The organism is Oceanisphaera sp. IT1-181, from assembly GCF_033807535.1.
Taxonomy (GTDB): domain Bacteria; phylum Pseudomonadota; class Gammaproteobacteria; order Enterobacterales; family Aeromonadaceae; genus Oceanimonas.
Window position 1 is genome coordinate 1,781,960 of the sequence record NZ_CP136856.1, and the last position, 11,913, is coordinate 1,793,872.

Here is an 11,913-nt window from a genome sequence, read left to right on the forward strand (position 1 = left end):
CTTTATTTACTGCTCTTTATTTACTGCTCATTCTTAATAGTGAGATCATACTGTTCCGACTGAGGCTATACAATAGATACTAGAACAAAAGTAGCACAAGGTGGTGATAAATGTCTCAAATTTGAGACGACTCACACAAAGCTCTCAGATTAACTGTTAACGAGGGTTAACAGTTAGCCGCTCACAAGGGGTTAGCTGTTTACTAAGCCCACCATGTCCCACATGGGGGTAAAGATACCCAAGGCTAAAATCAGTACCATGGCGGAGATCACCACGATCAAGATCGGCTCAATTTTAGAAGTCAGGTTGGCCACGTCGTAATCCACCTCTTCTTCGTAAAACTTGCCTGCTTCCATCACCATTTCATCCACGCGGCCGGTTTCTTCGCCCACCTTAAACATCTGCAAAATCAACGGCGTAAACACCTTGCTCTGCTCAGCGACCACCGACAAGCTGGTGCCCGAGGCGAGCTTATCGGCCATGGCAAAAATAGCTTGGGTTAAATAGGCATTACCGGTGGCGTTACCGGCCAAGGTTAACACTTGCACTATGGGCACGCCTGCCCCCAGCATCATGGCAAAACTGCGGCAAAAGCGTGCCAGTAAAATGCGGTTAACTAAGGGGCCAATAATGGGGAGGCGCAACAATAAGGTGTGCCAGCGCAGTTGGCCGTTTTTCGTTTTCACGTAGCGCCACATGGCGACGCCGCTCAGCACCAGCACCACTATGATGTGCACGATATACGTGGTAAAAAATTCCGATGAGGCGATGAGTATGCGCGTCATCAGCGGTAAGTCTGAGCCCATACTGGCAAAAATACCGGTAAAAGCGGGGATCACGTAGATGTTGACCACCACCATGGCGATCACCATGGCGATGGAGACAAACATGGGGTAGCGGGTGGCGGCTTTAACGCGACGGCGGGTGTCTAATTCCAACTGAAAATAATGCGATAACTGAGCAAACGCTTGTTCTAGCTGACCGGTGCTCTCACCTACGTCAACCAAAGAGATAAATAAGCTGTTAAAAATATGCGGGTGTGCCGCCAGCGCATTGGCCAAGGTTTGGCCTTGGTTTAGCGCCTCGGCCACGTCATTTAAGGCACTGATCAGTAGTTTGTTGTCTGTGGTATCGCGCAAGCCTTCTACGATACGCAAAATGGGAATGCCGGCGCGGGTGAGCGATGAAAACTGCCGACACAAGATCAGTAACACTTCCAGCTTTACGCCGCCGTGTAGAAACTGTTGCCAGTTAACACTGGCCGTGACGCTGGCTTTGGCTGCTTTAATTTCGACCGGCATTAAGCCCGCACTCATTAAACTGTCGGCCGCCGCTTGGGCAGAGGCCGCTTCTAGCCGGCCTTGGTTAAGTTGGCCGCGGGCATTACGCGCCCGATATTCAAAAAACGCCATCAGTCTATCCACTCGCTCAGGCGCAGCACTTCACTTAAGGCAATATCCCCGTTGAGGGCAAGCTTAAGCGCCGAGTGCGCCAAGGTAATATAGCGGGGGTCTGCCGCCACTAGCTCGTTAAAGCGATCTATATTTTGCTCACGTAGGCTGTCTGCCATGTCGTGGCTAATTTCCAGCCATTCATACACCCCAAGGCGGCCTTTAGCGCCACTTTGGTTACAACTGGCACAGCCTGTGCCTTGGTAAAACTGGCCGCCACTGTGCTCAGGCGCTAAATATTGCAAAAACTGCTGCTCGCTTTGCTCAAGAACCTGCTTCACTTTGCAATATTGGCATAAGCGGCGTACTAGCCGCTGCGCCAACACGCCTTTTAGGGTGCTGGCCACTAAGTAACCGGGCACCCCCATGTCCATCAGTCGTACGGCTGAGCTGGGGGCGTCGTTAGTGTGCAGGGTTGAGAGTACTAAGTGACCGGTGAGCGCGCCGCGCATGGCAATTTCGGCGGTTTCTTGGTCGCGCATTTCACCAATTAACAGTACGTCGGGATCTTGGCGCAGGCTGGTACGCAAAATAGCGGCGAAGGTTAAGCCTGCCTTGGTATTCACCTGCACCTGATTTACCCGCGACAGTTGATATTCTACCGGGTCTTCGGCGGTAATAATTTTACGCTCAGGGGTATTAAGCTCGGTTAAGGCGCCGTAAAGCGTGGTGGTTTTACCGCTACCGGTGGGGCCGGTCACCAGCACAATACCGTTGGGGCTGGCCAGTTTACGACGAAAGGCGGTCAGTAACTCAGGCGGCATGCCGGCTTTATCGAGGCTGCGAATACCTTGCGATTGATCCAGCAGTCGTAATACGACGGCTTCACCATATTGCACCGGCATGGTGGCCATACGAATATCAACTGGACTGCCCTTTACGGTTAAGGCAAAGCGACCGTCTTGCGGCAAGCGGCGCTCGGAGATATCTAAATCGGCCATGATTTTTAGCCGCGAGACTAGCGCCGAGGCGATGTTGACTTCTTTAAGCTCGGTTTCTTGTAAGCGGCCATCCACGCGCATGCGCAAGCGGATCAGATTTTTATCGGGTTCAATATGAATATCGGAGGCGCCCACTTGCAGCGCATCTTCAAACATGGAATACAATAACTTAGCCACGGTGGCCTCATTGTCATCCAGGCCTGCGGCTTCCATGGCTGGGCGACTGGGCGCGTTTTCGCCTTGCAGCTGCTCGGCAAAATGGGCGATATCGTCGGTGCGCCGATAGAGCTGATCGTATAAGGTAAATAACTGGCTTTGCAGGGCCACCGCCAGCTTTATTTCGCGGGGTAGTAGTAGATTGGCAATGGCATCTTGCACATCCAAATCTGCGGGATCCGACAGCACCACCGTGGCTTGTATATCATCAGCGGCGACCACCAGTGCCCGATGGCGGCGCGCATACACCTCAGGCAATAACTTAACCGCTTGGGGGTCTATCTCGATTTTATTGAGATCGAATAACGGTAAATTTAATTGCTTGGCCACAAAGCCCAGTAGCTCCAGCTCAGTTAATACGCCCATTTTCACCATGATAGCGCCAATGCGCCCGCCTTCGCGCTGCTGCTGCAGCAATACGGTGTCTAATTGGGTTGGCGTTATCACCTGATGTTCGATAAGCAGCTCACCTAAGCGTTTAGTAAGTCTGTGCTTGGCCATGTTGCTCCCGTTGCTGTAGTTGTTCTAATTGGCTTTCAACAAAGCGATGCGAGGCCTCGCCTAAGTCGGCACTGGCGCGCGCTTGTAAAAACGCGGGGGTAAAATCTTGCCCTAACTGGCGCTGACACAAGCCCAGCCCTAACCACCATGCGCCCACGCGGGCGTGGGTCAACAACTCGCGATAGGTGTTTACCGCTTGGTCACAGTTACCGCTGCGCCGAGAAACCTCGGCTTTAAGGCTGTAATAATCTAAATGTTCGGCCAAGCTTGGGCTCACTTGATTAAGCTGTTGTAAGGCGGCGGCAAAGCGTTGTTGTTCAACCAGTAAGCGTGCCAGTGTGAGACGAAAATCCGCATTTAAGGGTGCCAATTCTATGCCTTGCTGTAATACGGTACGCGTTTGGCCGAGCGCCCCTCGGCCATATAATAACGCGGCTAAGCGTAAGCGCGTAACGTGGGCATCTTGATATTCGCCCAAGGCTTGTGCCAATCTTAATTCGGCCAGCGGCCAATTATTGGCGGCCAGCGCGAGATCGGCTTGATGATTCATATCACTTAGCCATGCAGAACGGCTAAGCACCACCTCAGAAAAATCAAGCTTACGAGGCTCAGAATGAGTGGCTTTGATCACTGGCTGGGGCTGTGCATAGTCTTGGGTTTGCGCATGGGGCTGCACTGTCGGCGGATTAAGCCGAGTCTGTTGCAAGTAATTAACCGCAAAGGCGTCCATGTCGGCGTCGCCAAGGTGCGCATCAGCGGCATCTGCCTCTGGCAAATTAACCATTAAGTCGGTCCAGGGCACATTATTATCATCGTCTTGGGCTTGCGCTGTGGGCACGAGCAACACGCTCAAGCTGGCCATTAATATGGCCGCCAGCGAGCTCTGTACTTTAAAGCGCAAGGTCATTAAAAGGTTCCTCTGTCTATGGCCCGCATCGGCTCGGAGAAGCTCATTCGGCCGTTGTCTATACTGCGCAGAGGTGACTGTTCAGGGTACCATTTCTCTAATAAATCACGTGAGCGCTTGAGTTCATCTTGCCAAGTGTTTTCGACGACCACCACTGGGCGCAATAAAATCACCAGCTCACTTTTTTGGCTGCTTACACTGCGGTTTTTAAATAAATTGCCTAGCACCGGAATTTGGCTTAATACCGGCACGCCACTGTTGATCTCTCTTTGTTTTTCCTGCATCAAACCGCCAATCACTATCATCTCACCGGAGCGGGCTTCTACTATGGTGTCTGATTCGCGCACCGTGCTTCGCGCCAGCGGCAAGGTAATAACACCGCTACCAAAATCGATTTGTTTATCGCCATCGGTCACTTCACTCACCGTAGGGTGAATATGCAGCAAGACTCTATTGTCGTCTGATATTTGCGGCGTCACGTCCAGCGAGATGCCAGAGAAAAACGGCTTAAGCTCGATGTCCGGTGAATCACGGGTGTTACCATTATTGTCGGTGGTGGTTTCTAAGGTAAAGTTGGTGACGAAGTATTCGTCGGTGCCCACTTTAATCACCGCTTTTTGATTATTACTGGTGGTGATTCTGGGGTTAGACAAGGTATTAACCTCACCTTGCGTTTGCAGCAAATTAATCATGGTCGAGAAATTACCGTCGGTGAAGTTAAACACGGCACCGCCGCCTAATACTCCGCCTATCGGGCTAAGAAAACCCGGGTAGGGTCTAGCTGTGCCGCCAGTGACCCTTGGGCTTGCACTAAAATTAGGGCTGCTACCAGCCTGCAAGTTAGCCCAGTCGATGCCTTGCTCATAACCGTCATCAAGCTCCACTTCAATAATGCGCGCTTCTAGCACCACTTGGCGTTTTAGCTGGCGTTCGGCTTGCTTTAAAAAATCTTCTACCAATGCAAGCTCGCTCGGTGCTGCGCGCACACTCACTAACCCCGCTTGGGCGTTGGTCACCACCACACGATCGTCTTTGCTGCCGATTAAACGGCTCAGTGCCGATTCAAGGTCAGCCCAAAAATCGTTAGTTGATTCGGTACTAATGCGGGTAGCGTCGTTGGTAGCACTGCCGCCGCCTTCACTGCTGCTTAAGCTACTGCCACTAATGGCTGTTTGAGACTGACCGGTGCGCGACAGCATTAAATAGTTAACGTTAAAGGTTTTGGTGCGCACGCCATTAGGAAACACCTGATACACGCCGCGCTTATGCTCGATGCCATAGCCGTATAATTGCGAAAGCGCGGTTAAACTTTCACTGAGCGTGGCTTGGCGCAAGTTAAGGCTGATAGTGCCATCTACTTCCGGATGCACGGCGATACTAATGCCATGCTGATTGGCTAGGGCATTAAAGAAGCTTTTAGCATCCACGTTATTGGCGGCAATATTAAAACGCCGCTCCCGTGGCTCTGCCACGGGTGAATTAATTCTGGGTTGCTGGCTCAATAACTCTTGCTCGACGGCTAACGGCACCGCATCTGGCCTAATGTTTAGCGCATCATCCAGCGCGGCTTTAGGTAAAGAGCCATCCGGTGAAGTGACACAGGCAGCCAGTGAGGCGCCGAATAAAGCTATCGCTAAAGGTCGTAAGGTTAATTTCATTAGTTACTCAGCGTCGATAAAGAGGGAAATAACGTCAACGTTAAGGGCGCGCCCGGCCCGTTCAGCACAACCTGGCTCGGTTGAATACGCACCAAGCGATAGTCTTGTACGGTATCACCCACACGGTAAGATTGACCGTCAATAATAGCGCTGTTTTTGCCACCACTAAAAATAGCTTGCAAGTGCAATTGGCTAGCAGGTGCCGTATTGATGACGCTCGGCTCGGTTTTCACCACAGTGGCCTGCGTTAATGGCTGAGTGGGATCTTGAATGCCAGCTGTGGTGCTGAGCAGTAACAGCAATAGCGGATTAACCACGTAACAGCTCCTTATGTTGGCTAATGGTAAAGAAATTAAGCCGAATGGTGGCAACCGGATATTTTTCTAACTCAAACTCTAAGCCTCGCCAAAAAATACGGCCCGACAACTGCTCCAGCTGCTTAACATAATCTAATAAAGACAAATAACTGCCACTCAACACCATGCTTAAGTTGTGTTGATACAAGGCTGCATTATCTTGTTCGCTATTAAGGCGAGTGGGCAATTCATTGCTCAGCTCAAGCAAGTCTAAGCCGTTGCTTTGTTCGAGTATCGAGAGCAATAACGCCGACATTTGCTCGGGCTCGACCAAAGTCTGCATTTTTTCATCGACGTGACTATTAAGCTGAGATAAATGACGATTTAGCCGCGCTATATGGGGCGCATTATCCTTACTCTTGAGCTCTGCTATGCCTTGATTAAGCTCCGTCATCATTTGCTGTTGCTGCGCGAGTGTATCATTAAGGCTGTTTTGCTCTTGCTCAAGCGCAATTACCCGCGCTTGGGTCGTGGCTTCATAAAGTAATAAACCCACCCATGCTAATAATGCCCACGTTGCACCTAATACTAACCAACGCTCCCGTTGTGATAAATCCAAGAAACGGCGATTTAGGTCTGCTAATAACGGTTGAATTTTGCTCATGGCGTCACCTCTGAACTGGTGAGGCTAAAGCTCAAGCCCCCTTCTGGCGCTTGGTTAATGGCTAACCGCCCAAAGCTGTGGCCGCGCAAGCTGCTACTTTTCTCAAAGCCTAAAATCCAAGCAGGCACGGCACTGGCTTGTGAGGCTGCACCACGTAATACCATTTGATTGCCCTGTAACGTGAGCCCCTGCAACGCCACGCCTTGCCAAGGAATATGGGCCAAATCATTTAAGGTTTTGGCGTACGACACCAAATTTGTTTGATTCAGTAACTGCAATAATTGTTGGCGCGTTTGAATATCGAACTCCACTCGCTCTAATTCACCATTATCTTGGCGCGCCTTTAAATCACTGAGTGCAACACTCATTAGCGCTGCATCTCGCTCAGCCGCTTGCACTGCGGCTTGTAGGACAATGTTTTGTTGTGTGAGCTGATATTGGCTGACCATGGCGCTGGCAAATATCAGCGCCCACGCCACCACAATGGCGAGGCTCACCCGGCATAGCAGCCCCATACTGGCACTATTTGGGGCAGGTTTGAGTACCGATTGATAAAACTCAACGCGCTGCTTCATGCTTGGCCCTCTTTTAAGATGCCAAGGGCAGGCAAACTCATTGGGCTCAAGGTGTCAGTGGTCAGCGATTTGGGGTTAATATCAAAAACTTGGTTAATGGATTCTTGAATAATCGGCGTGACGCGCTGTGGCAATGCCAAATACCAATTATCCGGTGCCGTTAGCTTCAGCTGGCCGACGGCGTAATCGATACTGCGTTGTAGCTCCAGCAGTAGATTATCAAACACAAATTGATCTACTGACATACTTTCATCATCTAACGCCTGAAAACCGCGAATAGTACGAGAGAAATGCCACTGGCGCTGATGAATAAACATCAGGGTCAACTCTTGGCCGGGTACCTTATATAACAATAAACCGCGCTCTTCTGGTGCCAATAAGTTAGCTAAAGCCAGTTCATCTACCCCTATGGTGGCTATTACACAGAAGGGCGTCACCGCTTGTACAATGCTCGCCATCGCTTCTTGCTCGCTGCTATACACCGCAATACGTTGTTGGCCGGCAGGCCCCGCTGGTAAGTCTATGTAGTCAAACAATAAGCTTTCTATGGGCTCATTAACTAACTCGCGCATGCACCACGGCAGTGCTTGTGCCAGCTCTTCATCTGGGATGGCGGGCTTTTCCATCTGTGTTTGTTTGTACCAATGGCGGTTGAGTGCCAGAGAAAGCCGGCGGCCTTGCCATGCTTGCTCTTCTATCATGGCTCTTAGGGCAACAGACACGGCTTCGCCCTGCCCGACGCTGCGCTCGAGCACAACAGTAGGATCCCCCTCATCTATGGCTAGCAAACGAGTGGGAGTAAGATAAATGCCCACTGCTGAGGTAGCACGGGCGGGTTTTAACCATCTGGGTAGAAGTTCCATTTGCACCGCACAATATTAAGAAGAGAACCAGTATAAACAGATAAAAGCGTTTTACAAACAAGCAATTACCCAAAGAAATGAAAATTTAGAGGCACGTCATATATAGGTGTGCTACTTGCTTAATAACACTCGTCACACCACACATTTACAAACAATTAACGTGTAATTTTTTATACAGCATTAAAAACGTGGCCTGAGCCGTTTAAATAAAAGCCAATGTCAGATAAATAACCACGGGAATGGTGACTACCGACATTAGATTACCTAACAGCACTATGCTGGCCATTTTATTTGGTTGGCATTGATATTGTTCGCACAATAAATAATTTAACACCGCCGGCGGCAGCATTACCGACAAGGCCAATAACTGCAACCAATCGGTGCTGAGCGGCAACCACCACGCCACCAGTAAAAAACTCACCGCGCCCACGGCTAAATAGATAAGGTTAACGCGCAGTGCCATGCCCAAATGGCCAATTTCACCCTGCGCTAGCCGTACCCCTAGCGCGAACAGCATTAAAGGCACGGCAATTTGGCCCAGCAGCTGGCTACTGGTTAGCACAAAATTTGGCAGCATTGCTTGATGCTCCGCCAACCCGAGCCCTAACAGCGCCGCCCACACCAAAGGATTTTTTAGCCACTGCCAGCGCCCCGCGGTATGGGACAACATAAACAGCCCCAATGAAAAATGCACTAAGTTCGACAACACAAATAAAATGATAATGGCGCCCATTTTATCGTCGCCATAGGCCAGCATCATCAGCGGAATACCAATATTACCGGTATTGCGAAACATGCCGCCCATGGCCAAGGTTCGCCGCTCTAACCCTTTTACCCGCAAGCTAAACAAAATAGCGCCCGGCACTATGATCACCAACACCCCCGCCACTATTAACGGCCAGCTGCTGCTCAGTTGCACGGGGTGCTCAATAAGCGCCGAAAACACCAAGGCGGGGCAAAACACCAGCACATTGGCGAGATTAACAAAGCTCATGTCGCTGTTAGATTGAGGACGGTTGGCTTGGCGCCGGCCAATCACAAAACCGACCACCACCACCGCAAACACGGGTATCACTATGTTTAACAAGGTGGCGAGCATAACTTCCTTCGGTTAAGTGCAAAGTTGGCGGGGGGTAAGCCGTATTTTGTGCTTTTGCTATTGCTATTGCTATTGAAATCATCCAGCTACGCTGGCCCCGCGAACAAGTTGCGGGCTACAAGAGACGATTCTTTCGTAGGAGCCAATTTATTCGGCTCGGTTTGTTCTTAAAACCATCCTGCTTCGCAGGCCCCGCGAAGTCCTCTTCGCCGAAGAGACGGCTGGCTACAGGAACATTTTGTTTTGTAGGGCCCGTATCGTAGGTAAAAAGTATTCGGGCCGATTTTGCTTTAGGTTTGGATCTAAGGCCATCCAGCTATGCTGGCCCCGCGAACAAGTTGCGGGCTACAAGGACTATGTCTTTTGTAGGAGCCAATTTATTCGGCTCGGCTCGGTTTGGTTTTCATTTTTGGCCTTAAACATTCCAGCTATGCTGGCCCCGCGAACAAGTTGCGGGCTACAAGGACTATGTCTTTCGTAGCCACGGTTATATTTTCAGTTTTAAAACCCGCGAATTAGAGCACAAAAAAGACGCCATTATGGCGTCTTGAAAAGCAGCTGTCTAGATGAAGGGCGGGAGCGCCCTGAGCAAAGAATTAGGCGTAGCGACTAACGTCTAACCCGCTATCATCGATATCTGGCTGTTTGCCGCTGATTAAATCGGCAATTAACTTGGCTGAGCCCGCACCCATGGTCCAACCCAAAGTGCCGTGGCCGGTGTTTAACCACAGATTTTTATAGCTGGTGCCGCCGATAACTGGGGTTCCATCTGGGGTCATAGGTCGAAAGCCCGTCCAAAACTTTGCCGTGTCTAGGTTGCCCGCTTCAGGGAATAAACTGCTCACCGACTCGGCGATGGTCGCGCGACGCGCCTTGGGCAAGTCCGCATTAAAATCTGCCAGTTCGGCGGTGCCTGCTGCGCGAATACGATTGTCAAAACGGGTAATGGCCACTTTGTAGGTTTCATCCATCACCGTAGACTGAGGCGCATCCGCATCATTTTTAACGTCTAACGTTAGCGAGTAGCCTTTAATGGGATACACGGGCAAACGAATGCCGACCGGATTAAGCAAGAACGGCGAGTAGCTGCCCATGCACACCAATACGTGATCCGCCACTTCTAAGCCGTTCGAGGTTTGCACGCCGCGAATTTTGTCACCGTCGCTTACCAGCGCTTTAATGTCGGTATTAAATTTAAATTGCACGCCCTGCTGCTCACAGCGCTCAACTAAGGCTTTAGTAAATAAATTACAGTCGCCGGTTTGGTCGTCAGGAAAGTGCAAGCCACCTACGAGTTTGTGCTTCACGCGTGCCAAGGCTGGCTCACGGGCAATGCACTCTTCCACATTCAGCATCTTGTGGGCCACGTTAAACTCTTGCAAGACTTTGATGTCTTTCGCTGCATCGTCAATTTGCTTTTGGGTGCGAAACACCTGCAGTAAGCCTTGTTTGCGCGCTTCAAACGGCAACTGCAGTTCTGCTTGTAAATTATTAATGCATTGGCGGCTGTATTCCGACACCCGCACCATGCGCGACTTATTAATGCCGTACGCTTTTTCGGTGCAGTTGGCCAGCATAGACAGCATAAACTGCCACTGGGCCGGATTTAAACTAGGGCGTAATTTTAACGGCGCATGAGTCTGAAACATCCACTTCACGGCTTTTTGCGGAATACCCGGAGCCGCCCACGGCGAGCTCATGCCAAACGACAATTGTCCGGCGTTAGCGAAACTGGTTTCTTCCGCTGCACTCGCTTGACGGTCGATCACCACCACTTCATGGCCTTGCTGCGCCAAATACCACGCGCTGGTCACACCGACAACTCCACTACCCAAGACTAATACTTTCATGACTCCACCCTAGCTACACGCTGCAATGGCGGTAATATCATCTAAAAAAGAGATAAAATCCAGAGGAAAACACAAGCTTGTTGAAAATAGCACTTAACTCAATCAGGGCAAGGCTTGGCGGGGTAATTACATCTACTATTCCGCATTAAATTAGCAGAATTTAAAACCATAAATAACATTAATAGCGAAACTATAAACCACCAACAGGCCAATTGTGACTGAGTTCTCAGTTATTAAATTTCGCAGCGCCAGCGACAGAGACATTTTGTTTTTGTAGGGCCCGTGTCGTAGGTAAAAAGTATTCGGGCCGGTTTGGCTGTAGGTTTGGATCTAAGGCCATCCAGCTACGCTGGCCCCGCGAAGTCCTCTTCGCCGAAGAGACGGCGGGCTACAAGGACATTTGGTTTTTCGATCTTATGTAGGGCCCGTATCGTAGGTAAAAAGTATTCGGGCCGGTGTTATTTTAGGTTTGGATCTAAAACCATCCTGCTTCGCAGGACCCGCGAACAAGTTGCGGGCTACAAGGACATTTGGTTTTGTAGGGCCCAATTTATTCGGGCCGGTTTGGCTGTAGGTTTGGATCTAAAACCATCCAGCTATGCTGGCCCCGCGAACAAGTTGCGGGCTACAAAGGGCATTTGGTTTTGGTTTTGGTTTTGGTTTTGGTTTTGTAGGAGCCAATTTATTCGGCTCGGTTTGGTTCTTAAAACCATCCGCTAACGCGGACCGGCGAATAAATTGCCGGCTACAAGGGCATTTGGTTTTGGTTTTGTAGGAGCCCGTCTCTCCAGCAAAGAGGACTTCGGCACGGTTTGGTTCTAGTGGCGCGTAGCGCCACCAAGATCTTCAAACCGCGCAGCGTTAACAAAGGGCACCTACAAAGCACACCTCG

At 50.4% G+C, this 11,913-nt stretch carries 10 protein-coding genes; all 10 read right to left on the reverse strand.

All coding sequences use genetic code 11. The features are described 5' to 3' along the window. Positions 1–191 precede the first annotated feature (191 nt). On the reverse strand, positions 192–1,412 hold the full coding sequence (locus R0134_RS08055; protein WP_319784268.1) for a type II secretion system F family protein: 1,221 nt from the start codon (positions 1,410–1,412) through the stop codon (positions 192–194). Then, positions 1,412–3,109 (reverse strand): GspE/PulE family protein, encoded by a 1,698-nt coding sequence (locus R0134_RS08060; protein ID WP_319784269.1) that lies wholly within the window; start codon positions 3,107–3,109, stop codon positions 1,412–1,414. The genes R0134_RS08055 and R0134_RS08060 overlap by 1 nt, the downstream gene beginning before the upstream one ends. Next, a complete protein-coding gene (locus tag R0134_RS08065; RefSeq protein WP_319784270.1) occupies positions 3,087–4,016 on the reverse strand; it encodes a tetratricopeptide repeat protein in 930 nt (309 codons plus the stop codon). The genes R0134_RS08060 and R0134_RS08065 overlap by 23 nt, the downstream gene beginning before the upstream one ends. Beyond that, positions 4,016–5,674 (reverse strand): pilus (MSHA type) biogenesis protein MshL, encoded by a 1,659-nt coding sequence (gene mshL, locus R0134_RS08070; protein ID WP_319784271.1) that lies wholly within the window; start codon positions 5,672–5,674, stop codon positions 4,016–4,018. Before mshL ends, R0134_RS08065 begins: the two co-directional genes overlap by 1 nt. Next, a complete protein-coding gene (locus tag R0134_RS08075; protein ID WP_319781354.1) occupies positions 5,674–5,991 on the reverse strand; it encodes an MSHA biogenesis protein MshK in 318 nt (105 codons plus the stop codon). The genes mshL and R0134_RS08075 overlap by 1 nt, the downstream gene beginning before the upstream one ends. Continuing rightward, the gene (locus R0134_RS08080; protein WP_319781355.1) at positions 5,984–6,634 is read right to left on the reverse strand and encodes an MSHA biogenesis protein MshJ; all 651 of its coding nucleotides are present in this window, start codon (positions 6,632–6,634) and stop codon (positions 5,984–5,986) included. Before R0134_RS08080 ends, R0134_RS08075 begins: the two co-directional genes overlap by 8 nt. Then, positions 6,631–7,209, reverse strand: coding sequence for a PilN domain-containing protein (locus R0134_RS08085; RefSeq protein WP_319781356.1), 579 nt, complete (start codon positions 7,207–7,209; stop codon positions 6,631–6,633). The genes R0134_RS08080 and R0134_RS08085 overlap by 4 nt, the downstream gene beginning before the upstream one ends. After that, positions 7,206–8,072: an MSHA biogenesis protein MshI gene (locus R0134_RS08090; RefSeq protein ID WP_319781357.1), complete on the reverse strand. Its 867-nt coding sequence runs from the start codon at positions 8,070–8,072 to the stop codon at positions 7,206–7,208. The genes R0134_RS08085 and R0134_RS08090 overlap by 4 nt, the downstream gene beginning before the upstream one ends. A 202-nt stretch (positions 8,073–8,274) precedes the next feature. Next, positions 8,275–9,171, reverse strand: a complete 897-nt coding sequence (locus R0134_RS08095) for an AEC family transporter (RefSeq protein WP_319781358.1) — start codon at positions 9,169–9,171, stop codon at positions 8,275–8,277. 596 nt (positions 9,172–9,767) lie between these two features. Then, complete coding sequence (locus tag R0134_RS08100; RefSeq protein ID WP_319781359.1) at positions 9,768–11,021, reverse strand: D-amino acid dehydrogenase; 1,254 nt, start codon at positions 11,019–11,021, stop codon at positions 9,768–9,770. Positions 11,022–11,913: the final 892 nt, after the last annotated feature.

Coding starts and splice junctions, on each gene's coding strand:
- R0134_RS08085 (WP_319781356.1), bottom strand. CDS start 7,209: ATGAAGCAGCGCGTTGAGTTTTATCAATCGGTACTCAAACCTGCCCCA.
- R0134_RS08055 (WP_319784268.1), bottom strand. CDS start 1,412: ATGGCGTTTTTTGAATATCGGGCGCGTAATGCCCGCGGCCAACTTAAC.
- R0134_RS08080 (WP_319781355.1), bottom strand. CDS start 6,634: ATGAGCAAAATTCAACCGTTATTAGCAGACCTAAATCGCCGTTTCTTG.
- R0134_RS08100 (WP_319781359.1), bottom strand. CDS start 11,021: ATGAAAGTATTAGTCTTGGGTAGTGGAGTTGTCGGTGTGACCAGCGCG.
- R0134_RS08090 (WP_319781357.1), bottom strand. CDS start 8,072: ATGGAACTTCTACCCAGATGGTTAAAACCCGCCCGTGCTACCTCAGCA.
- R0134_RS08095 (WP_319781358.1), bottom strand. CDS start 9,171: ATGCTCGCCACCTTGTTAAACATAGTGATACCCGTGTTTGCGGTGGTG.
- R0134_RS08065 (WP_319784270.1), bottom strand. CDS start 4,016: ATGACCTTGCGCTTTAAAGTACAGAGCTCGCTGGCGGCCATATTAATG.
- R0134_RS08060 (WP_319784269.1), bottom strand. CDS start 3,109: ATGGCCAAGCACAGACTTACTAAACGCTTAGGTGAGCTGCTTATCGAA.
- mshL (WP_319784271.1), bottom strand. CDS start 5,674: ATGAAATTAACCTTACGACCTTTAGCGATAGCTTTATTCGGCGCCTCA.